Below are 21916 nucleotides of genomic sequence, written 5' to 3' on the forward strand. Positions count from 1 at the left end.
GTACCTTCAGACCGCTCAATCAGCGCCCTCGTGAATAAGGCGGGTTTAGGCGATAGCCGCCTGATAACGACGCTCAACATCTTCCCAATTAACGACGTTAAAAAAGTCTGCTACGTAATCAGGACGCTTGTTCTGGAACTTCAGGTAGTATGCGTGCTCCCAAACATCCAGAACCAATACCGGCGTATTGCCATGCATTAGCGGGCTATCTTGGTTCAGGGTGTTTTCAACAACCAGCTTTTTCTCAGGTGTCACGGAGAGCCATGCCCAACCGCTACCAAAGCGACCCAGCGCTGCTGCCTTGAACGCTTCCTTGAACGCGTCAAGACCGCCTAGCTCGGCTTCAATCGCTTTTGCTACATCACCCTGAGGCTGGCCGCCGCCATTAGGTGACATAATTTGCCAGAACATAGAGTGGTTGGCATGGCCGCCGCCGTGATTAATAACGGCTTGACGCTTCTCTTCAGGTACACGATCAAGATTGGCAACCAGCTCTTCTACCGGCACGTCTTCAAGGCCCGTGCCTTCAAGCGCAGCATTCAAACTAGTGACGTAAGTGTTGTGGTGACGAGAGTGGTGAATCTCCATCGTCATCGCATCGATATGCGGCTCAAGTGCGTCATAAGCGTACGGTAATTCTGGAAGTGTATGTGCCATGCTAACTTCTCCTTAAGTGGCTTTTGTTACGTTCACATAACTAAGTGTGGTCTTACCCCACCTTTTTCAACCATCACGGCTATAATTAATTACCGTGAGTAGCGATTATTGATAACCGATACATTTTATACCCCAGTACCTTAGTCAACTATTGGCAGTTTATCGAATTCATCGCCAATAAAAAAGCCGACTTCTGGTGAAGTCGGCTTTTAGCCAGTTTAGATTCAGTGGCTTATAGCTTGCTTTCAAGCTCCGGCAGAACCTCGAAGAGATCACCCACCAAGCCGTAATCGGCGACTTGGAAGATTGGCGCTTCTTCGTCTTTGTTGATCGCAACAATGACTTTGGAGTCTTTCATGCCCGCCAAGTGCTGAATAGCGCCAGAAATACCCACGGCAATATACAGCTCAGGGGCCACAATCTTACCGGTTTGGCCAACCTGCATATCATTGGGCACAAAGCCTGCGTCTACGGCCGCTCGTGATGCACCAATGGCAGCACCCAGCTTGTCAGCGATGCCGTCAAGCAGCTTAAAGTTTTCGCCGTTGCCCATACCACGACCACCAGACACCACGACTTTAGCACCGCCAAGTTCCGGACGATCGGATTGCGCCAGCTCTTGCTTAACAAAGCTAGACTGACCATTTTCGACCACTACGTCTACCGCTTCTACAGAGGCGCTACCCGTGCTCTCGACCGCATCAAACGCAGTGGTACGCACGGTCATCACTTTCAGTGCGTCGTCGCTTTTTACTGTGGCGATGGCGTTGCCCGCATAAATGGGGCGCAGGAAAGTGTCAGCACTTTCAACGCCAATCACGTCGGACAGCTGGCTAACATCTTTTAAGGCAGCCAAACGCGGCAGTACGTTTTTGCCGGTGGTAGAGGCGCTAGCCAACACGTGGGTATAGTCGCCAGCCAATTCAACCAATAGCGCGCCCATTGGCTCGGCAAGCTGATGGGCGTAAACAGCGTTATCGGCAACGCGAACTTTATTGACGCCTTCAAGCTTTGCAGCAGCATCAGCCGCCGCCTGAACGCCTTCACCGGCCACCAGCACGTCAATGTCACCACCAATCGCCTTGGCAGCAGCAACTACGTGAGCGGTTGCGCCCGCTAACTGACCTTCATGAAGGTCGGCAAGTACCAGAATGCTCATGAGATCAGCTCCTATTAAAGCACTTTGGCTTCGTTTTTCAGTTTGTCGATCAATTCATCTACCGAGGCGACTTTAACACCACCTTTGCGCTCTGCCGGGGACTCCACTTTGAGCAAGCTAACCTTAGAGGCCACTTCAACCCCGTAATCAGCGGGCGTTTTGGTATCCAGCGGCTTCTTCTTAGCCTTCATGATGTCGGGCAGCTTCGCGTAACGCGGCTCGTTCAAACGCAAATCGGTGGTAACGATAGCGGGCAGAGAAAGCGCTACGGTTTGCAGACCACCATCGATCTCGCGAGTAACATTCACCTTGTCACCGTCAACAGCAACCTCAGAGGCAAAAGTACCTTGGGGTAGATTGGTCAACGCGGCCAGCATTTGCCCCGTTTGATTGTTGTCGGTATCGATGGCCTGCTTACCAAGAATCACTAAGCCAGGTTGCTCTTCGTCAACAACCTTAGCTAGCAACTTAGCCACCGCAAGCGACTCAACGCGCTCGTCGGTTTCAATATGAATAGCACGGTCTGCCCCAAGCGCTAGCGCGGTGCGCAACTGCTCTTGAGCCGCCTTGGGGCCAACGGTAACGGCCACGACTTCTGTCGCAACACCTTTCTCTTTGAGGCGCACCGCTTCTTCTACGGCAATTTCGCAGAAGGGGTTCATCGCCATTTTGACGTTGGTAAGATCAACGTCAGAGTTGTCCGCTTTCACGCGGATTTTGACGTTATAGTCGATGACGCGTTTAACCGCGACGAGTACTTTCATAGATTCCTCGCTTGGCTTGTGATGGAAGCCGTTAGCTTGTCTCAGCATCGTACCAACTGATGCTTCTAAAATAGGGGCGACGTGTATTTAAATACGCCACCTTAAAAAATTCATGCAAGCGTTTGATAGGTCTGTAAATGAAAAACCCTATCAATTTGCCACAACCTAGTGACTAGCGACAACACCGATTAACTACGGCCTTGGTCGTAGCAGCGATGTAAACTCCATGGATAAATGGTGCTTTTGCCATCGTAGGGGTGACCTTACAGGGGTATTATGCCTATCATGGGGCATAACCAGAAGCAAACGACCGTTTAAAATTAAGGCCATCTTTTTATAAACTAGTTCTCATAACGCTCATTTGACGTTTGTACAGGCTAGTTTTGGTAAATAATGGCTCTTATGAGAATAAGGAGAAGCCGGGTGGAAAATGTTGAACGCGATGTCATGGACTTCGATGTAGTCATTGTCGGGGCTGGCCCCTCTGGTCTAGCTTCCGCTTGCCGTCTGATGCAACAGGCAAATCAAGCGGAACAAGAGTTGACGGTTTGTGTCGTCGAAAAAGGCTCCGAAGTCGGCGCCCATATCCTTTCTGGTGCTGTCTTTGAGCCCCGCGCACTGGCAGAGCTATTTCCTGATTGGGAAGAGCGCGGCGCACCGCTTAACACACCTGCCGTTCGTGACGATGTTTATCTATTAAAAGATGCTCAAAAAGCGCAAAAAATCCCTAATGCGCTAGTGCCAAAAAGCATGCATAACACTGGCGGCGAGCTTAATCGCTATGTGATTAGCGCAGGCAACCTATGCCGCTGGTTGGCAGAGCAAGCCGAGTCCCTTGGGGTGGAAATATTCCCTGGTTTTGCTGCCCAGGACGTGATTATCGAAGATGATGCAGTACGCGGCATCCTCATTGGTGACATGGGTGTTAGCGCAGATGGCACTCCTAAAGATGGCCATATGCCAGGCATGGAGCTGCGCGCGAAATACACACTATTTGCCGAAGGTGCCCGCGGCCACTTGGGTAAACGGTTAATCAAAGAGTTCTCACTAGATGCTGGTCGTGACCCACAGCACTATGGGATTGGCTTGAAAGAACTGTGGGATGTTCCCGCCGACAAACACGAACCCGGACTTGTGCTTCACGGCTCGGGCTGGCCGCTTGAAAAAGACACTCACGGCGGCTGGTTCCTTTACCACGCGGAAAATCAGCAGGTCGTCGTTGGCCTCATTATGGATCTTGGTTATAAGAACCCCTGGCTGTCACCTTTTGATGAATTCCAGCGTATGAAGCATCACCCGGTGCTTAGCCAATATTTAGAAGGCGGCAAACGCGTTGCTTATGGTGCGCGCGCCATTACCAAAGGCGGTTTTAACTGCCTACCGAAAATGACGTTCCCGGGTGGCCTGTTGATTGGCTGCGATGCGGGCACGCTGAACTTTGCCAAAATCAAAGGCCTGCACACAGCAATGAAATCTGGCATGGTCGCTGCAGAAAGCGTCTTTGAAGCCATTAAGGGGGGTGATGAAGGTGCTCAGGAGCTGGCTAGCTTCACTGAGAAATGGCAGGCTAGCTGGGCCTATGAAGAGCTGAAAGAGAGCGCGAGCTTTGGCCCTGCTATGCATAAATATGGCACGGTAGGCGGCGGTGCTTACAACTTCGTCAATCAACTGCTGGGCAATAAGCTACCCAATGTTCATGACACCACCACCGACCACGGCGTGCTGAAGCCTGCTGCTGAGTTCGAAAAAATTACTTATCCGAAGCCCGATGGCAAATTGTCGTTTGATAAATCGACTTCCGTCTTTTTGTCCAACACCAACCACGAAGAAGACCAGCCCTGCCATCTGCGCCTAGCAGATCCAGAGCTGCCGATTCGCGACAACCTGCCAACCTATGCAGAACCGGCCCAACGCTACTGCCCTGCGGGGGTTTATGAAGTGGTGGAAGATGATCAAGGCAAGCCACGCTTCCAGATCAACTTTCAGAACTGCGTGCACTGCAAAACCTGCGATATTAAAGACCCTGCCCAAAATATTACCTGGGTAGCACCAGAAGGCGGCGGCGGGCCTAACTATCCCAATATGTAACCATCCGACTATGTAATCCGCATCACTAGAGTGCCATACGGCGCGGCCAGTTACGCTGGCTGCGCCGGTGGCTCTAAGCACTCAATCGGCGCGCGTCGAGCAATGAGACGACGCCGGCCAGCCTGTGCAAAGCGCACATCGATGACAGGATCGGAGGGGTTACCTTCTACCGAGGCCACCTCCCCTTCTCCAAACACGGCATGCATCAAGCGTTGTCCTGGGTAAAAGTGTGCATCAGCCTGATAACCTGCCGCTGCCTCATTGATCTGCGGCGCTGCCAGCTCAATATCCGTTCGCCCTAAGCGCTCAAGATAGCGCTTCACCAAGCTCGGCGATGTTACCTGCACAGCCGTTGCGGGTGTATCTTGGCGCGACAAACATGACGCTACCCGCAAACTATCCTGCCAGGCGCTTTCCGCAATAAAGCGACTAGGCCGATGAACACCCCCATCATGCAGCACCAGCAGTTGCTCTTGAGCGCGTGTAATCGCCACGTAAAACAGTCGTCGCTCTTCTTCTAACCTCTCATCATTGAGCGGATTGTCTCGACTGTAGTGCGGAAAGTCCTCTTCGTTCACTCCGGCAACGGCGACCAACGGCCACTCCAGACCTTTCGCTCCGTGAACCGTGCTAATCAGAACACCGCCAGCCTGGTTCTCCACCGGACGCTCGAGCAGTTCGATAAACGCATCTGGATCTTTCACGCTATCGGCCTGCTCGATAAGCACATCCAATAGACGAACGTCCTCTTCGCCCTTATCGCGCCTTGCCGCTGCTCGCTTCAAGGTTTTTTCCGCTTCGATCGTTTCCACCACATGACTCAGCAGCTTTGCAGGCGGCCAACCACTTAATTTGGGCAGCTCACATAGCAGCGCCCAGCGTTTTTTAAGCGTGCGGCGCTGCAGCGGCTTTAGAGAGGTTAGTACCGGCTCGTGGCGTTCAGGCCAGCGTTGGGTGCTGGCCAGCTGATAGGCAAGCTGCTGAAGCCGCTCACGGGCAACAAAAGGCGTTGGCTGAGAGAGCAAAAGCAAGAGTTGCTCTGGGTCGTGCAGCAGCTCTGGCTGGCGAGACAGTTTCAAATAGCCAGCCAATGCCTGCACGAGAGGGAGTCGGAAAACGAAACGATCTTCTCGTTGAAGACGAAATGGAATACCTGCCTGCAGTAACGCCAACTGAAATGGCACCGAAAGCGCCCAACTACGAACCAGCAAACTAACATCGCTCAACGCGCGCCCCTGCGCTTGCCAATCGACTAAGGCATCAAGCAGCAGTCGGCAGCCCTGGCCGACAGATATATGGGTCTCAGGATTATTAGCATCCGCCAAACAGAGCTGGTCTGGTCGGCGCTGATTAGCCATGATGGCATGGTTTGCGGTCAGCGCCAGCGCGTGGCCATGACGAAACGTGATAGAGAGCGGGTAGTTTGTGGCGCTGCCAAACGTGGCGGTAAAGTTATCCAGCATGGTGTCAGGGCGTGCGCCCCGCCATTCGTAGATGCACTGATTCGCATCACCTACCGCCATCACATTGGCGCTGGAGCCCGCCAACACCGCCAGCAACCGCTGCTGGGCAGTATTAATATCCTGGTATTCATCAATGATCACATGATCAAGAAAACCTTCCACACGACTGCGCAAGGTCTGTTCGGCTTCTAACACTTGCAGGGGCCGATAGAGCAAGTCAGCGTAGGTCATGACGCCTTCAACGTGCAGCAGCCGTTCAGCTTCATCAAATGCGCTGGGAAAGTAGTCAGTATCCGGCTCGTAATTAAGACGCTTGTAAAGTACATCAGCCGATAGCATTTCCGCTTTTACCAGCCCACAGAAGTGAGCAAGCGCTTCTAATCGATCACCTTCGATAGCCGCATCGCGACGCTCAACGGCATCGTGAAGCACATTCAGGCTTGCCTGACGTAACAGGCGCTCTAGCTGCCAATCAGCAGACAGCAGGCGTCTCGGTGCAAGCGCCCCCCAGCGACACAGACTCTGCGTCAACCGATGACCAAGGGAGTGAAAGGTGCGCACATCTGGCAATGGTTGCCCTTGAGGCGCCATGCTGATCAGGCGGCGTTGAAAATCGTCTCGGGCTGAGCGGTTAAACATCAGCACCAGCATACGCTTCGGCGATACACCAGACGCCAACAGGTGGAGCACCCTTGCCGCCATGGTGGTGGTCTTACCCGCCCCTGCAACAGCAGCTACGCGGGCATGCCCCTCGCGATGCTGGACAACGGCTTGCTGTTCAGCGGTTAACTTCACGTCACCTCGCCTGGCATCGCATCATTGGCATTAAACTGACCTAAGACATACCAAGATCCTGCGCTGTAGAGTCGGCATTGGCATTCGCCGTCGTCTGCCTCGCTCAGCGTGGCCTGCTCTACCAATCGATAATACACATTGCGATGCAAACGAGCCGCTAGCCCAAAGCGCACGATACACTCAGGGGCAAGGACACCCTCAGGCGTTTTGGAGAGACTAAGCGGATGCTCTGCATCCACACGCACAACGTCATCGAATTGGGTCGTCAGCCACCAGGCATCATCGTGAAAATCTGCTTCTACCGCCACGAACGGGCAGTCAACCACGGTGACACGCCAACGCTCAACAGGCGTTACCAGGCAATAGCCATCGGCATCGCGGCGTAATAGGCTCGCTAACAACCGTGGTATGGCAAGGCGCTCAAACGGCTTTCCTTCATGCAGCCACGTGCCATCAGCCTGAATAACGATATCAATATCGCCACTAAGTGCTGGCTGCCACTGATCAACGGGGGGAATCGTCGCCGAACCGTTAAATTGCTGCATAAGCCGATCAATATTCATCGCTTACCTCCCAGGCTGTGCTTACAGCCACTTATACCACTAAACCGGACTGCGCCAACGCTTGCTTTACGTTATCAGGTGCATCGGGCACGGCAGCGCGGAACAGATGATAAAAATTGGCGGTGGTTTGCATCGCCACTTCATCAACGCTGATCCCTCGTTCTTTAGCGATACACTCTGCCACCTCAACCACCCAAGCGGGTTCGTTGGGCTTGCCACGATAAGGAACAGGCGCCAAATAAGGGCTATCGGTTTCAATCAGCAGCCGGTCAAGCGGCAGTTTTCTGGCCAGCTCTCTAAGCGACGCAGCATTGCGGAAGGTAATAATACCCGATAGCGAGATATAGAACCCAAGCCGCACAGCTTCACGCGCCATGTCTAAATCTTCAGTAAAGCAGTGCAATACGCCACCTACCTCTGGATTAGTGTGCTCACGCAGCAATGCTAAGGTGTCTTCTTTCGCTTCACGGGTATGAATAATTACCGGCAGCTCTAGCTCATTGGCCGCAATTAAATGGCGCTTAAATCGCTCGCTCTGGACCTCTACGGGCACGCTGTCCTGATAGTGATAATCCAGCCCTGTTTCACCGATGGCGACGGCATCGTACTGCTCAGCAGCATCAACAATATCGCTGACGCTTGGCTCTTTCGGAGCCTGATGAAGTGGATGCAGTCCCGCCGAAATAACCACGTCGTGGTGCTCACGAGCGATTGCCGCCAACCCCGGCATCTCCTCAAGCGTCACCGCAACAGCTAAGAACTGGCTCACATTAGCAGCACGAGCAGCCGCCAGCGTTGCGGCAATATCACCGTCGTGGGTTAGCTCAGATAAACGGTCTAAATGGCAGTGGGAATCAACAAACATGCAGCTCTCTTAAATTCTCGTAAACAGGTGAAGGGCAGGCTTTGTTCAGTGTTATTGCGGTGCTAACTCGCGGCTATCAAAGCGTAAAGGACGGAGGTGCTTTATCTAATTGGCCAGCCAACAACGTTTCAATGCGATCACGTACTGAGTAGTCCTGCTGGCTGAAATGTACCCCAATACCTGGCATTCGCTGTCCACTCACGCCCTCAGGAGAAATCCAAACAACATGGCCGGAGATAGAAAGACGTTCACTCTCTCCTGGCAGGGTCAGCAATAGATAAACCTGCTGTCCAAGTCGATAGAGCGCTTTAGTCGGGACAAAAATACCGCCTCTATCTAGAAAAGGCATATACGCGGAAAGTAACGTCGGTATATCCGGCATTGTCAAAGAAAGCGCTTTTTGAACCGTCATAACAGCCTCCTTGGCAACAACCCTATGGCAACAACGTTAGGAGCGTAACAGCGCCGACCAGCGCACCAGCCACGCTTCAAGCACTAGCTGAGGGTTTGGGTTAGCGCCGACTGCGAATAAACGGCGCTGCTCTCGGGCATAATCCAGTAATCGGAACCAATCCTGCACCCGTCCATTTTTCATCGCTTGACGGTATAACGGCTCTAAATCGGGGTTATGCAGCACCGAGGTTTCGCCAGACAAACCCAGCCGGATCAAGTCTTCAAGCCAAGCAATACCGTACCACAAGATGGCATCAATGGCCTGACGATCAAGCCTAGCAGCCTCTGAAACAGGCTCAGCACCACGCACTAACTGCTCGAAACTGTCATGTATTTGATGGCGAAGTGCGCGCTCCTCAGGCGTTGCCAACTCCACTGCAAGCAGCGGCAAGCCACCCGACACTCGCCACCAAAAATGTGCTTCGTCGCTGCCAAGTTTTTCAGTCAACCAGCCTTGGCAATCCTCAAAGGGAACACTGGCTAATGGCCACTGCTGACAGCGGGAGCGAATCGTGGGTAGCGTTCGCGAAGGCACGTCTGACAGCAGAATAAATAGCGTTTTATCGCCGGGCTCTTCAAGGCTTTTGAGCAGTGCGTTTGCCGCTGCAATATTCATTGCTTCCGCGGGGGAGATCACGATCACACGATAACCCCCCTGCTGCGCGGTTTGCGAAACAAAGCGGTTTACATCACGTATGGGATCAATGCGAATCTGGCGCTTACCCTCTTCTGGAGAAATGCGCATCAAGTCGGGGTGGTAGCCTGAAGCCAGCATGGCACAGCTATGACAATGACCGCAGGCTAGCTCGCCAGGTTGTGCGCATAACGTTCGTGCGATCAACGCTTCCGCCAACTGCTGCTTGCCAACTCCGTGAGCACCGCTGATTAATAGCGCATGCGGCAGTCGTCCTTCATTGGAAAGGCGAATCAACTGCTGCCACGTAGACTGATGCCAAGGCAGCACTCCCGTTATTGCCATATAGCCACTCGCTCTTCTAGCGCTTGAGCTAGAGACGCTTGCACTTGATCAAGCGCTTGCCCCGCATCAACAATTGCGAAGCGCTGGGGGGCGGCAGCGGCGCGCGCTAAGTAAGCCCGCCGCACTGCTTCGAAAAAGGTTATTTGCTCTTGTTCAAAGCGATCACGCTGCGTTTGCTGGTCTCTTAAACGCCCTTCAAGACGCTCTTTCGCAGCATCGGGTGACATATCTAGTAGCAGGGTTAGATCTGGGGAGAGGCCTTTTTGCACAAACTGTTCCAGTTGAGCAATCCGATCTGTCTCAATACCGCGGCCACCGCCCTGGTAAGCAAAGGTAGCGTCGGTAAAACGATCACAGATCACCCAGGCACCGCGCTCAAGGGCTGGCACTATTTTTTGCGCTAGATGCTGGGCTCGCGCGGCAAACATTAATAGTAATTCGGCATCGCTGTGCAAGGGCTCATCGAAAGAGGGATCAAGCAGCAATCCTCGAATCGCTTCAGCGCGCGGCGTCCCCCCAGGCTCACGGGTTCGCACAACCTCTATCCCGCGCTCTTGTAGCCATGTCTCTACAAACGCCACGTTAGTAGATTTTCCGACTCCCTCACCACCCTCAAGGGTGATGAAGCGTCCGCGCTTGCTCATTGAAGCCCCTTACTCAGTAAATTCGAAAAAAACACATCGCACTTAAACAATGACTTAACCTAATTAGCGATTGCGAATATAGCGATTAACCGCATTATTGTGCTCACGTAACGTACGTGAAAAATGATGGGTACCGTCACCGCGCGAGACGAAGTAAAGCGTTTCTCCAGGCAGCGGATTCACAGCCGCTTCAAGGGAGGCGCGCCCGGGTAAGGCAATCGGCGTTGGTGGCATGCCGTCAATCACATAGGTGTTATAGGGGGTCGCCTCACGTAAATCTGCACGCGTGATCCTCCCTTCATAGCGTTCGCCCATGCCATAAATGACGGTGGGATCTGTTTGCAAACGCATTCCCTGTTCCATACGACGCTTGAAGACACCTGCGATCTCCCGACGCTCTTCCGGCGCGCCTGTTTCACGCTCAATGAGCGATGCCATAATGAGCGCTTCGTAAGGTGTATCGATGGTCAGGTCATCATCACGCCCGTCCCAGACTTCTGCTAGAATCTGCTCCATGCGGGAAAGCGACTGACGTAGAATATCAACGTCACTCATACCCAGGTGGTAGCGGTAGGTATCAGGGAAAAACCAGCCTTCAGGAAAAGTACCCTCTCGATCCAGCAACGACATAATTTCGTCGTCACTTAACTCTGCCGTCCGATTCTCAAGTTTTGGCGCACTGTCCAATAGCTCGCGCATCTGGCGGAATGTCCAGCCTTCGGGAATCGTTAACGGATAAGTGACAACGTTATTGCTGCCCAAGAGAGCAATCAGTTCAAGACCGCTCATGCCTGGGGTTAGCTGATACTCCCCCACCCGCAAGCGTGGTACACGCTCAGGCTCAACACGCGCCAATAATTGAAATGCCCAAGCATCTTCAATAAAGCCCTGGCTTTCCAGATCTCGAACGACCTGATTGAACCCAGCCCCCGCAGGAACCTGGTAAAGCGCTGGCTCCTCAAGTGTGACCGGTGCCGATAAGCGCTGCTGCCAGTAAGCATAGCCGCCCACAACGGCTGCGAATCCAACCACGACCACGACACCTACGGCAGCTAAAAACCGTTTCACCATGACACCTCAATATTGTTGATAAAATTCTGCCTAACGGGATGTCGGCGAATAGCCAAGTAAGTCATGGCCTATTGTTTGCAACCTATCTTGGCCTGTCAGCGGCCAGGACTTCAGGACTACACCTGTTTCACTTAACAGCTTATTCACTGGCCATACACCTTGTACCGAGTTAGCTACCCAAAGACGCTCAACGTCATGGATAGCGTTCAGCGCAATAGGGGCTTCCTGTACTGCTCCATGATCCAATAATGCCGCTCGCAGCGTACCCGCCACGCCGCACTGCGATAATGGCGGTGTGAAGAGCACTCCCGCTTGCTGCCAAAAGACATTCATACTGGTGGCTTCTACCAGCCAGCCATCAGCATCTCCAAGCAACCCCTCGGCGATGTCGGGATCATTCCACTCCTGGCGCGCTAGCACATTTTCCAATCGATTAAGGTGTTTAATGCCTGCTAAAAGCGGCTGATGCCCCAAACGCAACTGACAAATCCGTACGTTAACTCCCTCATGCCAACGGTCAGCATTTACCACAAAAGGCATTCTACGGCTAAGCAAGCGAGGTTGAGAGCTATCCGGCGTTGCATACCCTCTCCCACCACTTCCTCGGGTTAGGATTAGTTTGAGTATTTCAAGCTCGGCGTTAGACGGAGATTGCCAGGTGGCGACCAACTGCTCCATGGAGGGCAACGGAATATTCAAACGCTGACAGCCCAGCCGTAAGCGCGCGTAATGATAATCCCATAGCACAGGGACACCAGCGCGCAGCAGCACTGTTTCAAATACTCCGTCACCATACGCAAGCCCTCGGTCGTCAAACGGCACCTGGGGCATTGGCATTGCGTGCTATACCTTTTTAAACAGCAGTGAGCCGTTGGTACCACCGAACCCGAACGAGTTTGAGAGCGCTATTTCAATGGGCATCTTCCGCGCGGCGTGTGGTACGTAATCAAGATTGCAGCCTTCCTGCGGGTTATCCAGGTTAATGGTCGGCGGCGCAATCTGGTCGCGAATAGCCAGAATACTAAATACCGCTTCAACCGCTCCTGCAGCACCTAATAGGTGGCCAATCATTGATTTGGTAGAGCTCACGGCAACCTGCTGAGCTGCGCTACCAAGCACTTTTTCAATCGCCCGACTTTCTGCTAAGTCACCCGCTGCGGTAGACGTGCCATGCGCGTTAATATAGTGCACATCCGTTGGATCAATACGCGCATCTTTAATGGCATTGCTCATGGAGAGTGCAGCACCACGTCCATCTTCCGGCGGCGCCGTCATATGGTAGGCATCATCACTCATACCAAAGCCTGCAAGCTCTGCGTAGATATTGGCACCACGCGCTTTAGCGTGCTCGTACTCTTCCAAGACAAGCACACCCGCACCGTCTGACAGCACGAAACCGTCACGATCAGTATCCCATGGGCGACTCGCCGCCTGAGGGTCTTCATTGCGGGTAGAGAGCGCTCGCGCGGCCGAAAACCCGCCCAATCCTAGTGGGGTAGTGGCCATTTCCGCACCGCCACAGATCATCACATCAGCATCGCCGTATGCAATCGTGCGAGCACTGTAGCCAATATTATGGGTACCCGTTGTACACGCTGTAGTGATCGCGATATTCGGGCCTTTGAAGCCGTGCTGAATCGCCATGTTGCCAGAAATCATATTAATGATTGAACCTGGCACAAAAAACGGCGAGACGCGGCGTGCGCCACCTTTATTCAGCGCATTATGGTTATGTTCAATCATCGGCAAACCACCAATGCCTGAACCGATAGCCACCCCAATGCGCTCAGCATTCTCTTCGGTACATTCAAGCCCCGAGTCCTGAACGGCCTGGGCTCCCGCCGCCATGCCGTACTGGATAAACAAATCCATCTTGCGTGCGTCTTTAGGATTCAGATAGGGGCTAATATCGAAATTTTTAACCGACCCTCCAAAACGCGTGTTGAAGCCACTTGTATCAAAGTGCTCAATCGGTGCTATGCCACTTTTGCCGGCGACAATATTTGCCCACGACTCATTAACACTGTTACCCACTGGGGTCACCAGGCCTAACCCAGTTACCACTACCCTTCTTCGCGCCATTAGCTTTCCTCCAGGCATCCATGGTGACACGACCCATCTGGGTCATTTGCTGCAGAGATTTGGTGACTAGTATAACGGAGATTGAACGTTATATTCATTGTGACAACAAAGCAAAAAAGCCGCCCCTACTCAGGACGGCTTTTTATACGGGTGGGTAAGCACCCCACCCTGGTTCACTGCTTCGACTCAACCCTTACTGATGGGCGTTTACGTAGTCGATAGCTTCTTGAACCGTGGTGATTTTTTCAGCTTCTTCGTCAGGAATTTCAGTATCAAATTCCTCTTCAAGCGCCATCACCAGCTCAACGGTGTCAAGAGAATCAGCACCCAGATCTTCAGTAAAAGAAGAGCTGTTCTGGATATCTTCTTCTTTAACGTTCAGGCGCTCTGCCACAACTTTCTTAACGCGCTCTTCAATAGTACTCATCAACGTACTCCAGTCGTTCACATTAGCCGTTTTTGATAACCAGCCATTTGGAAACCGCAAGCCAAAAGCTGCGGGGTAGTTTATAGACGCCCTTAAGCTGACGCAACCGCCAAACCCAAGGCCATCAACGCATATTCATGCCGCCGTTCACGTGTAGCGTTTCGCCAGTGATATAACCTGCAGCATCACTTGTCAAAAATCCAACGGCAGCGGCAATTTCCTCAGGCCCGCCTAAACGCGAAAGAGGAATTTGCTTAAGCAGCATTTCATGCTGCGCTTCAGGCAACGCTTCGGTCATATCCGTTGCAATAAACCCAGGCGCAACCGCATTAACCGTAATTGCACGGGACGCGACTTCACGCGCTAAAGCACGGCTAAAGCCTTCCATTCCCGCTTTGGCGGCGGCGTAGTTAGTTTGGCCTAGGTTACCCATCGTTGCCACTACAGAACTTATCGACACGATACGCCCAAAGCGTGCCTTTGTCATACCACGCAGACACGCCTTGCTAACGCGATAAACAGATTTGAGATTGGTATCCATCACGGAGTCCCACTCATCCTCTTTCATGCGCATTAACAAATTGTCACGGGTAATGCCGGCATTATTGACCAAAATCGTGGGCGCACCAAAACGTTCGCCAATTGTTTTGAGCACCTGATCAATACTCTGCTGATCAGTAACATTAAGGCACATACCGGCACCTTCAATACCATGCTCTTTTAGATCAGCATCAATTTTTTCAGCGCCAGATTCGCTAGTGGCAGTTCCCACCACAATACGTCCTTGGCGCCCAAGCTCATGAGCAATGGCCCGCCCAATACCTCGGCTAGCACCAGTGACCAGTGCAACTCTTCGTTCTTGAGTCATAACGTTCTTCCTTCAACCTAACTAAGCAAGGGTAGCGGAAAATAGCGACTTAACACGCACCATTTTTCACGCACCACCCGCCGACGCCTCACGTGCTAACTCAAGGGCTGAATCCAGGCTATCAGGATCATTTACCGCCAACCCTTTGGCACTACGCACAATGCGCTTATTCAATCCGGTAAGCACTTTACCAGGCCCACATTCAATGAACACATTAGCACCTTGCTCGACCATCGCTTCAACGCAAGATGACCAACGAACGGGCTGATACAACTGTTCGATTAGGCGCGTACGCAATGTCTCAATATCGGCATGAGCTTGCGCATCGACGTTTTGAATAACCGCATAACGAGGGGCACGCAGCTCAATTTTTTGCATAGCTTCGGAGAGTCGCTCAGCAGCTGGCCGCATTAACGCACAATGGGAGGGTACTGACACCGGCAGTGAAAGCGCTCGCTTGGCGCCCGCTTCCTGACAGGCTGCGATAGCACGCTCCACGGCATTTTTGCCACCTGCGATAACAACCTGCCCAGGCGAGTTGTAATTAACGGCAGACACCACTTCTCCTTCAGCCGCTTGGGCACAGGCCGCTTCAACTGCGCTATCGTCAAGCCCAAGGATCGCTGCCATGCCCCCTTCTCCTGCAGGGACAGCTTCCTGCATGGCTTCACCACGCAGGCGAACAAGGCGCACGCCTTCAGCGAACCCCATCACTCCAGCGCAAACCATAGCACTATATTCACCAAGACTATGGCCGGCCATGACACTTGGGCGAGGCCCTTCCAACTCTTGCCAGATACGCCAGATAGCTACGCTGGAGGCAAGTAGTGCCGGCTGAGTGCATGCCGTCGCATTCAACGCTTCTTCTGGACCTTCCTGGACGACTTTCCACAAATCGTAGCCCAGAGCGTCTGACGCTTCCTCAAATGTAGTTCCCACCACACTGTAGCGCTCGGCTAGCTCTCGCAACATTCCAAGCTGCTGAGAGCCTTGCCCGGGAAAAATGAGGGCAAGGGGTTGAGACATGTCGTTCACCTTTGCTCTTGTAGGCATTTGCTCAGTTGAGCGATAAGCGTGCTATTGGCGCCGTTGCTAAAACAGTTTTTGGCACACTCTACTACCACCAATAGCCCGCAAAAAAATATAACGTTTTATTATCTAATGCGCTGATAGCGCTCAAGAACGCGACCAGCGTGCTGCAATTCGTACAGGCAAATCATGCTCCACTTCTTGCAATGCACGCTGAATAGCATAATAAAAACCATCCGCTTGGGTGCTGCCGTGGCTTTTCACCACAATACCCTGCAACCCCAAGAGACTGGCCCCATTATAACGCACAGGATCTAGCTCCCGCTTAAGCCTCTTCAGTACAGGCCTGGCCAGTATACTTGCCAAACGCCCACTCAGGCGTGATTCAAACGCCATTTGTACACGCTCCACCAACATACGAGTCAAGCCTTCACTGGCTTTCAACGTGACATTACCAACAAAGCCATCGCAAACCACGACGTCAAGATCGCCCTGAAAAATATCCCCACCCTCAGCATAGCCAAGGTAGTCAAAGCTTAAATCGCTAGCACTTTCACGCAGCAAACGATCCGCTTCGCGCACATTCGCACTTCCTTTCGTGGCTTCAGAGCCCACATTCAACAAGGCAACACGAGGCCGCTTAATGCGATCCATACACTGAGCCATGGCGGCACCCATCATGGCAAAATCAAACAGCCGGGATGCGGGCGAATCTACATTTGCCCCTAAATCAAGCAAATAACAGCGTCGCCCTCCACGCGCGGGGATTGCGGTACTGATTGCAGGCCTGGAGATACCAGGCAACATACCAAGCTCGCGCCTCGCCAAAGCGACCAAGGCTCCGGTATTTCCCGCACTCACGCCTGCAACTGCTTCACCTGAAGACAGGCTGCGCAGCATACACGCCATGCTGGTAGCATCTCCGCGGCGCATTGCCCAGGCAGCAGTTGCCGCTTGAGAAACACTTTCTGGAGCATCGGCTGCCACCAAACGTGACGTTGCCGCAGCCAAAGGCTGCGGCAAACGCGAAAGTTCAGCATCAATCTGCTGACGCGGACCAAACAGAGTTAATGCTAGGTCGGGGCGTTCAACAACCGCCCTTGCGGAGCCTTCGATAATGGCACGGGGGCCTTGGTCACCCCCCATTACATCAATCGCTAGGCGCACACAGCACCCACCCTGTTTTGCCGCTCATAAAAGCGCTAAGGCTTAAACTTCGACCACTTTACGACCGCGGTAGAAACCGTCGGGAGAAACGTGGTGACGCAGGTGAGTAGTACCGGTTTCCTTGTCCTGAGACAGAGTCGGTGCGCTCAGCGCATCGTGGCTACGACGCATACCGCGCTTGGAACGAGTTTTACGGTTCTGTTGAACTGCCATGGGTGTTTACTCCAAGGTAATTAAGGTAAGTGATGCTTACTTTTTGCCTTTCAAAGCGCCACTGCTTTTCAAAGCATTAAGCACTGCGAAAGGGTTCTTGGCCGGAGCGGAGTCTTCCGCCGTGCCTTCGGTCTTGCTGACCAGCTGCTCCGCCGAGACATGGCATTCGGTCTCATCGTGATAGACCACCTGCGGCAAGCTAAGGATAAGTTCATCCTCTATTACCGTCAGCAAGTCCAGCTGTTCATTTTCCACCAGCACCGGCTCATGACTAGCAGGTAGCTCGGCAGCCAAAGCTTCGTCTGCAATCATTCCTAATAAGAAATCACTGGAAACGTCTTGGCTTAGCGGCACTAGACAACGGCGACAAGGCAACGCCAGGGTCGCTTGCAAATGGCCACGAATTTCGCGACGGCCTTGGGCATCAACGCCAAACTCGAGTACGACATGACAGTCGCCGGTTTGGTCACCTGCTTCTTCAGCTAGGCGTGGCAGCTTGTTCAGCGCCACAATGCCTTCTAGTCGTTCGCGGCGGGCTGCAAGCTTATAAGGCTCAACCCGGCTGGGGATTTGTGAGGTCAACATAGGCGCGCAATGATAGGCACTCGCCCCCCCGCTGTCAAAGCTGTCGGTGCAATTCTTATGAGATTATCTCCCAAAACCACGTAAATAGGCAGGCTACCAAGGTTTCGTTACACTCCTTTGAACGCCGATTAATGCTCAACCAGACCTATTAAGGAGAACACTGTGCCTCAAACCGATAACGCGCCACTTGTCCTGGCATCAAGCTCTCGCTTCCGCCAAGCGCTACTGGACAAGCTATTACTGCCCTATCAGTGCTGCTCTCCAGACATCGACGAAACGCCCTATCCTAATGAGACGCCCAACGCCTTAGTGCACCGCCTGGCACTCAGCAAAGCCAACGCCGTTGCTGAGCGCTTCCCCAATCATTGCATCATTGGCTCTGATCAAATAGCTCTGTTTGAGGGTGACATTCTCGGCAAACCTCATACAGAAGAGCGCGCTCGGGAGAATCTGGCGCGCTTTTCTGGCCAAAAAGTGACTTTTTTGACGGGCTTAGCATTAGTTGATACCCGCCACCAACGGCATCACGTCCATATCGAGCCGCTTGAGGTGGTTTTTCGCTCACTGAGCCAGCAAGAAATTGCACGATATGTTGCCCTTGAGCAACCTTTAGACAGCGCTGGCAGCTTCCGCATGGAAGGACTGGGGATTAGCTTGTTTGAAAAACTCGAAGGCCGAGACCCAAACGCACTCATAGGGCTCCCACTCATCGCACTATGCGACATGCTTCGCCAAGCAGGTATGAACCCACTCGGCGACGCTTAGTCGTTACTGAGCCTGAAAGCGCAAAGGAGCATGCGCATGCTGAAGCCCCAGCACTTCGGCAGCTGTTTGCGTAAAGCGGCGTGTCAAACGCTCGAAGGGGTCTAAGCTGGGCGTATAGTTCTCCCATTCAGCCTCGCCTACCTGCTCACGAGCTACTTGCTCAAGACTGGCCAGCTCATCTATCAAACCTAGCTCTAACGCTTGTTCACCGCTCCAGATAAGCCCTGAGAAAATTTCAGGGCTGTTGCTCAAACGATCACCACGCCCTGCCTTCACATCGTCTATAAACTGCTCATGGGTTTGAGTCAGAACGCCCTGCCAGAAATCAGCAGCCTCTTCATCAAGCGGCTGAAAAGGATCCAAAAAAGCTTTGTTTTCACCGGCAGTCATTACGCGACGCTCTACGCCAATCTGGTTGATCGCTTCCTGGAAGCCAAAGCCAGCATAGATAACACCAATAGAGCCAACCAAGCTTGCACGGGACGCCACGATGCTATCGGCAGCAGAAGCAACGTAGTAAGCGCCGCTCGCACCAATATCCTCTATTACGGCAATAATGGGCTTGTCGCCCTGATCACGCAGCCGCATCATTTCGTCGTAAATACGCTGCGATTGCACAGGGCTTCCACCAGGACTATCAATGTGCAACACAACAGCAGCAGCGCTCTCTGATGACCATGCACGATTCAACCCTTTAATGATGCGTTCAGCATTTGCTGGTGCATCACTGGCAATCACACCATGTACTTCCACCAGTGCTACGTGGCTCTCGGTGGGCAATGAGGCCGTTGGCTCAGCGAGAAACACGCGGTATAGCATTGCTGTTAACGATATCAATACAATCGCTAGCAACATCAAACGAAAGAACAGCTTCCAGCGCCGGGTTCTGCGCTGTTCCTTTAAAACACCGCCAACCCAGCGGTCCATCATTTCCAACTGCGCTAACCGCTGGCGCTCGCGCAGTGTTTCGGCATCATCACTCTCCGCTCCCGGGAGCGGTTGCTTTTTAGCCTGCTGGACAACCTCCGGCCCATCGGTCCAACGGTCACCACTCTCCTGGCCAGGAAAGTCATCACCCGCCTGAGCGCCTCTACCATCACCACTTCCATCGCGCTGCTGCTCATCACTCATATACGATTCCTAGTGTTCGCTTGATCGTACAACCACTACCCACAGGGGTTGCTAACGCCGCTAACCGTGAAGCCAGTCGAACAGGCTATCTACATCATCCGCCAGCCATACAGGCTGACTAGCCGCTAACCGAGCGGGAGTATGCACACCGTAAGTAACACCCACACGATCCATATTAATAGACCTTGCCATTTCAAGGTCATACTCGGTATCACCCACCATCACAGCGCGCTCAACAGGCACTTTTAGCTCTTCGAGCAGTTCAAGCAGCATCTGCGGATGAGGCTTAGAGCGCGTTTCATCTGCTGTTCGGCTAGCATTAAACCAACCACCTGACTCTGTTTCGGCAAAAACCCGATCTAGACCACGACGGCTCTTCCCCGTCGCCACCGCTAAACGCTGATAAGGACGTTCACGCAGCCGGGCAACTTGCTCTTTAACGCCTTCAAAAAAAGGCATGGGCGTCGAATCACCATGAACGAAATGGTAGGCATAGCGTTGACGCAAGCGCTCGGCCTGAACCGCTTCAATACCAGGACATAACGTCGCTATCGCCTCAGGCAGGCCCAAGCCAATAATATTCTCGATAGCACTGACGTCTAACTCATTCCACTCGGCATCAGAAGCAGCTGCCTGCATGCAGGCAACAATTTTCGGCACGGAGTTCATCAATGTGCCATCCCAATCAAAGATAATTAGCTCATAGCGCATGTCGCTTCCTTATTTACGAGCGCGTTTTAACGTTTCTTCCAATGCCTCAGGCAGCGGCGCTTTCACCGTAACGGGTCGACCATTGCCAGGCTCAGGAAACGTTAATGCACGGGCATGAAGAAATAGACGCCCCAAGCCAAGGCGCTGCGCCATATGATTACTTTCGCGGGTACCGTATTTATCGTCGCCCAATAAGGCGTGCCCAGCATGAGCCGCATGGACACGAATCTGGTGGGTGCGGCCTGTCACAGGCTCCGCCTCTACCAGCGTGACCTTTTCAAAGGTTTCTACTACCGAAAAGTGAGTCCGTGAAACCTTGCCATTTGGATCTACCCGCACTCGCCTTTCACCGTTACCCGCATCAAAGCGATCTAAGCGAGCACTCACATAGCTCTTCCGAGCAGGCCAACGACCAGCCACTAACGCTAAGTAGCGCTTGTCCATTGCATGCTTTTTCAGCGATTCGTTAAGTGTGACGAGCGCATCACGAGATTTTGCCAACAGTAGGCAGCCCGATGTATCACGATCCAATCGGTGGACAAGCTCTAAAAAAGTAAGGTCATCGCGCACTTGCCGAAGCGCTTCAATGAGACCAATTTTGACGCCACTTCCGCCATGGACGGCCAATCCGGATGGTTTGTTAATCACCATCCAATCGGGTCCTTCCATAATGACGCTACCAATTAATAAATCACGTAAGTTGTCACTCACCTCTTTAACCGCTTCTCTCGGTGCTAATCGCAGCGGCGGCACACGCACTAGATCACCCGCTTGAAGTCGATAATCTACTTTGACGCGCTTTTTATTAACCCTTACTTCGCCTTTCCGCACAATGCGATAAATCAATGCACGAGGAGCACCTTTTAAACGCGTCATCAGAAAATTATCGATTCGCTGACCTGCTTGTTCCGGGGCGATATCCACCCACTGTACTTCCCGCCCTTCGGACATTAACGCTCACTCCTGGTGTGATCTAATAGCGACAGGCTAAAAACGGCATTCTAGCGTAGACCAATGCGCATTGCGTCAATTGCTGGTAGTTGTCTTTACTGTTATATTCCAAAACGTTCAGCGGCCAAGTGTGGCTTACCCGTAAACAGACACGTCGTAACGGGAGTACTACCACGCTTGCCAAGCGCCTGCCCGACAAACACGCAGGCCAGAGCACAGGCAAAATGGCGTAGTGTACGCATTACCCACACGCCTTACGTACTGGATATACAGTTACTCTGTCGCATGCTTTTTGACGGCAGAGACACTTTTGCTTCGCCCGCAATGGCAGGCAATTGAATTAACAAACGTCACGCCCCAAGCAGCCTATCCTGTTCGTCACAAGGTGCTGCTTGACTTGGGGCGCCAAGTTCAACGCTGTGCCGATGACCGGCGTTGACGAATCGATGAATGCCAGGTGTTGGCGGTGTCAGCAGAGCCGGATGG

24 protein-coding genes are annotated in these 21916 nt (G+C 52.9%); 2 read left to right on the forward strand and 22 right to left on the reverse strand.

Translation table 11 applies throughout. The annotated features are described in order from the left end of the window. Window positions 1–45: 45 nt before the first annotated feature. From INT21_RS12485 to INT21_RS12495, 3 genes are all read right to left on the reverse strand, one after another. Window positions 46–657 (reverse strand): superoxide dismutase, encoded by a 612-nt coding sequence (locus tag INT21_RS12485; protein WP_193067984.1) that lies wholly within the window; start codon window positions 655–657, stop codon window positions 46–48. A 232-nt stretch (window positions 658–889) separates the two neighbouring features. Further along, window positions 890–1816: an electron transfer flavoprotein subunit alpha/FixB family protein gene (locus INT21_RS12490; RefSeq protein WP_089037764.1), complete on the reverse strand. Its 927-nt coding sequence runs from the start codon at window positions 1814–1816 to the stop codon at window positions 890–892. 14 nt (window positions 1817–1830) lie between these two features. Beyond that, window positions 1831–2580 (reverse strand): electron transfer flavoprotein subunit beta/FixA family protein, encoded by a 750-nt coding sequence (locus tag INT21_RS12495; RefSeq protein WP_038485245.1) that lies wholly within the window; start codon window positions 2578–2580, stop codon window positions 1831–1833. 423 nt (window positions 2581–3003) lie between these two features. On the opposite strand from INT21_RS12495, the gene INT21_RS12500 reads away from it, so the two are divergent. Continuing rightward, window positions 3004–4668, forward strand: a complete 1665-nt coding sequence (locus tag INT21_RS12500) for an electron transfer flavoprotein-ubiquinone oxidoreductase (RefSeq protein WP_193061336.1) — start codon at window positions 3004–3006, stop codon at window positions 4666–4668. 50 nt (window positions 4669–4718) lie between these two features. On the opposite strand, the gene INT21_RS12505 is transcribed toward INT21_RS12500, so the two are convergent. The 15 genes from INT21_RS12505 to INT21_RS12575 all read right to left on the reverse strand — a co-directional run bounded on the left by INT21_RS12505 (window position 4719) and on the right by INT21_RS12575 (window position 17872). Beyond that, a complete protein-coding gene (locus INT21_RS12505) occupies window positions 4719–6926 on the reverse strand; it encodes an ATP-dependent helicase (protein WP_193085306.1) in 2208 nt (735 codons plus the stop codon). Then, window positions 6923–7489, reverse strand: coding sequence for a DUF1285 domain-containing protein (locus INT21_RS12510; RefSeq protein ID WP_193061334.1), 567 nt, complete (start codon window positions 7487–7489; stop codon window positions 6923–6925). Before INT21_RS12510 ends, INT21_RS12505 begins: the two co-directional genes overlap by 4 nt. Window positions 7490–7520: 31 nt before the next feature. Further along, on the reverse strand, window positions 7521–8354 hold the full coding sequence (locus INT21_RS12515; protein WP_193061333.1) for a TatD family hydrolase: 834 nt from the start codon (window positions 8352–8354) through the stop codon (window positions 7521–7523). 76 nt (window positions 8355–8430) lie between these two features. Next, window positions 8431–8766: a PilZ domain-containing protein gene (locus INT21_RS12520; protein ID WP_089037759.1), complete on the reverse strand. Its 336-nt coding sequence runs from the start codon at window positions 8764–8766 to the stop codon at window positions 8431–8433. A gap of 36 nt (window positions 8767–8802) precedes the next feature. After that, entirely contained in the window at window positions 8803–9786 is a 984-nt protein-coding gene (locus INT21_RS12525) for a DNA polymerase III subunit delta' (protein WP_193061332.1), read from the reverse strand. Beyond that, window positions 9777–10430 carry a dTMP kinase gene (tmk, locus tag INT21_RS12530; RefSeq protein WP_193061331.1) on the reverse strand — a complete coding sequence of 218 codons (654 nt, stop codon included), beginning with the start codon at window positions 10428–10430 and terminating at the stop codon, window positions 9777–9779. Before tmk ends, INT21_RS12525 begins: the two co-directional genes overlap by 10 nt. 63 nt (window positions 10431–10493) lie before the next feature. Then, window positions 10494–11501: an endolytic transglycosylase MltG gene (gene mltG / locus INT21_RS12535; protein WP_193061330.1), complete on the reverse strand. Its 1008-nt coding sequence runs from the start codon at window positions 11499–11501 to the stop codon at window positions 10494–10496. Between the two features lie 30 nt (window positions 11502–11531). Next, window positions 11532–12338 carry an aminodeoxychorismate lyase gene (pabC, locus tag INT21_RS12540; protein WP_193061329.1) on the reverse strand — a complete coding sequence of 269 codons (807 nt, stop codon included), beginning with the start codon at window positions 12336–12338 and terminating at the stop codon, window positions 11532–11534. 6 nt (window positions 12339–12344) lie between these two features. Then, the gene (gene fabF / locus INT21_RS12545; protein ID WP_193061328.1) at window positions 12345–13583 is read right to left on the reverse strand and encodes a beta-ketoacyl-ACP synthase II; all 1239 of its coding nucleotides are present in this window, start codon (window positions 13581–13583) and stop codon (window positions 12345–12347) included. Window positions 13584–13776: 193 nt separating this feature from the next. Further along, entirely contained in the window at window positions 13777–14010 is a 234-nt protein-coding gene (gene acpP / locus INT21_RS12550; protein ID WP_008956801.1) for an acyl carrier protein, read from the reverse strand. Between the two features lie 124 nt (window positions 14011–14134). Then, window positions 14135–14878, reverse strand: a complete 744-nt coding sequence (gene fabG, locus INT21_RS12555; protein WP_038485281.1) for a 3-oxoacyl-ACP reductase FabG — start codon at window positions 14876–14878, stop codon at window positions 14135–14137. Window positions 14879–14944: 66 nt separating this feature from the next. Next, the gene (fabD, locus tag INT21_RS12560; protein WP_095603137.1) at window positions 14945–15904 is read right to left on the reverse strand and encodes an ACP S-malonyltransferase; all 960 of its coding nucleotides are present in this window, start codon (window positions 15902–15904) and stop codon (window positions 14945–14947) included. Between the two features lie 150 nt (window positions 15905–16054). After that, window positions 16055–17074 carry a phosphate acyltransferase PlsX gene (plsX, locus tag INT21_RS12565; RefSeq protein WP_089037753.1) on the reverse strand — a complete coding sequence of 340 codons (1020 nt, stop codon included), beginning with the start codon at window positions 17072–17074 and terminating at the stop codon, window positions 16055–16057. 42 nt (window positions 17075–17116) lie between these two features. Continuing rightward, complete coding sequence (rpmF, locus tag INT21_RS12570) at window positions 17117–17287, reverse strand: 50S ribosomal protein L32 (protein ID WP_009099300.1); 171 nt, start codon at window positions 17285–17287, stop codon at window positions 17117–17119. 36 nt (window positions 17288–17323) lie between these two features. Next, window positions 17324–17872 carry a YceD family protein gene (locus INT21_RS12575; protein ID WP_038485316.1) on the reverse strand — a complete coding sequence of 183 codons (549 nt, stop codon included), beginning with the start codon at window positions 17870–17872 and terminating at the stop codon, window positions 17324–17326. Between the two features lie 162 nt (window positions 17873–18034). Here INT21_RS12575 and INT21_RS12580 point away from each other — a divergent pair, with 162 nt between their 5' ends. Next, window positions 18035–18637 (forward strand): Maf family protein, encoded by a 603-nt coding sequence (locus INT21_RS12580; RefSeq protein ID WP_193061327.1) that lies wholly within the window; start codon window positions 18035–18037, stop codon window positions 18635–18637. A 3-nt stretch (window positions 18638–18640) separates the two neighbouring features. On the opposite strand, the gene sppA is transcribed toward INT21_RS12580, so the two are convergent. The 4 genes from sppA to INT21_RS12600 form a co-directional block, all read right to left on the reverse strand. Then, entirely contained in the window at window positions 18641–19768 is a 1128-nt protein-coding gene (gene sppA, locus INT21_RS12585) for a signal peptide peptidase SppA (RefSeq protein WP_193061326.1), read from the reverse strand. A gap of 60 nt (window positions 19769–19828) precedes the next feature. Beyond that, complete coding sequence (locus INT21_RS12590; RefSeq protein ID WP_193061325.1) at window positions 19829–20479, reverse strand: HAD family hydrolase; 651 nt, start codon at window positions 20477–20479, stop codon at window positions 19829–19831. Between the two features lie 9 nt (window positions 20480–20488). Next, window positions 20489–21430 carry an RluA family pseudouridine synthase gene (locus tag INT21_RS12595; protein ID WP_193061324.1) on the reverse strand — a complete coding sequence of 314 codons (942 nt, stop codon included), beginning with the start codon at window positions 21428–21430 and terminating at the stop codon, window positions 20489–20491. 101 nt (window positions 21431–21531) lie between these two features. Further along, window positions 21532–21672: a hypothetical protein gene (locus INT21_RS12600; RefSeq protein WP_167457118.1), complete on the reverse strand. Its 141-nt coding sequence runs from the start codon at window positions 21670–21672 to the stop codon at window positions 21532–21534. Between the last annotated feature and the right edge of the window lie 244 nt (window positions 21673–21916).

This window comes from Halomonas sp. 3F2F (assembly GCF_014897805.1).
Classification (GTDB): Bacteria; Pseudomonadota; Gammaproteobacteria; order Pseudomonadales; family Halomonadaceae; genus Vreelandella.

What these genes read in the sequence shown, in the direction of transcription:
- INT21_RS12525 (WP_193061332.1), bottom strand. Translation starts at nt 9,786, where the DNA reads ATGGCAATAACGGGAGTGCTGCCTTGGCATCAGTCTACGTGGCAGCAG.
- INT21_RS12590 (WP_193061325.1), bottom strand. Translation starts at nt 20,479, where the DNA reads ATGCGCTATGAGCTAATTATCTTTGATTGGGATGGCACATTGATGAAC.
- INT21_RS12495 (WP_038485245.1), bottom strand. Translation starts at nt 2,580, where the DNA reads ATGAAAGTACTCGTCGCGGTTAAACGCGTCATCGACTATAACGTCAAA.
- fabD (WP_095603137.1), bottom strand. Translation starts at nt 15,904, where the DNA reads ATGTCTCAACCCCTTGCCCTCATTTTTCCCGGGCAAGGCTCTCAGCAG.
- INT21_RS12515 (WP_193061333.1), bottom strand. Translation starts at nt 8,354, where the DNA reads ATGTTTGTTGATTCCCACTGCCATTTAGACCGTTTATCTGAGCTAACC.
- INT21_RS12510 (WP_193061334.1), bottom strand. Translation starts at nt 7,489, where the DNA reads ATGAATATTGATCGGCTTATGCAGCAATTTAACGGTTCGGCGACGATT.
- pabC (WP_193061329.1), bottom strand. Translation starts at nt 12,338, where the DNA reads ATGCCAATGCCCCAGGTGCCGTTTGACGACCGAGGGCTTGCGTATGGT.
- rpmF (WP_009099300.1), bottom strand. Translation starts at nt 17,287, where the DNA reads ATGGCAGTTCAACAGAACCGTAAAACTCGTTCCAAGCGCGGTATGCGT.
- mltG (WP_193061330.1), bottom strand. Translation starts at nt 11,501, where the DNA reads ATGGTGAAACGGTTTTTAGCTGCCGTAGGTGTCGTGGTCGTGGTTGGA.
- INT21_RS12575 (WP_038485316.1), bottom strand. Translation starts at nt 17,872, where the DNA reads ATGTTGACCTCACAAATCCCCAGCCGGGTTGAGCCTTATAAGCTTGCA.
- INT21_RS12490 (WP_089037764.1), bottom strand. Translation starts at nt 1,816, where the DNA reads ATGAGCATTCTGGTACTTGCCGACCTTCATGAAGGTCAGTTAGCGGGC.
- INT21_RS12595 (WP_193061324.1), bottom strand. Translation starts at nt 21,430, where the DNA reads ATGTCCGAAGGGCGGGAAGTACAGTGGGTGGATATCGCCCCGGAACAA.
- tmk (WP_193061331.1), bottom strand. Translation starts at nt 10,430, where the DNA reads ATGAGCAAGCGCGGACGCTTCATCACCCTTGAGGGTGGTGAGGGAGTC.
- fabF (WP_193061328.1), bottom strand. Translation starts at nt 13,583, where the DNA reads ATGGCGCGAAGAAGGGTAGTGGTAACTGGGTTAGGCCTGGTGACCCCA.
- INT21_RS12485 (WP_193067984.1), bottom strand. Translation starts at nt 657, where the DNA reads ATGGCACATACACTTCCAGAATTACCGTACGCTTATGACGCACTTGAG.
- sppA (WP_193061326.1), bottom strand. Translation starts at nt 19,768, where the DNA reads ATGAGTGATGAGCAGCAGCGCGATGGAAGTGGTGATGGTAGAGGCGCT.
- fabG (WP_038485281.1), bottom strand. Translation starts at nt 14,878, where the DNA reads ATGACTCAAGAACGAAGAGTTGCACTGGTCACTGGTGCTAGCCGAGGT.
- INT21_RS12520 (WP_089037759.1), bottom strand. Translation starts at nt 8,766, where the DNA reads ATGACGGTTCAAAAAGCGCTTTCTTTGACAATGCCGGATATACCGACG.
- acpP (WP_008956801.1), bottom strand. Translation starts at nt 14,010, where the DNA reads ATGAGTACTATTGAAGAGCGCGTTAAGAAAGTTGTGGCAGAGCGCCTG.
- INT21_RS12600 (WP_167457118.1), bottom strand. Translation starts at nt 21,672, where the DNA reads ATGCGTACACTACGCCATTTTGCCTGTGCTCTGGCCTGCGTGTTTGTC.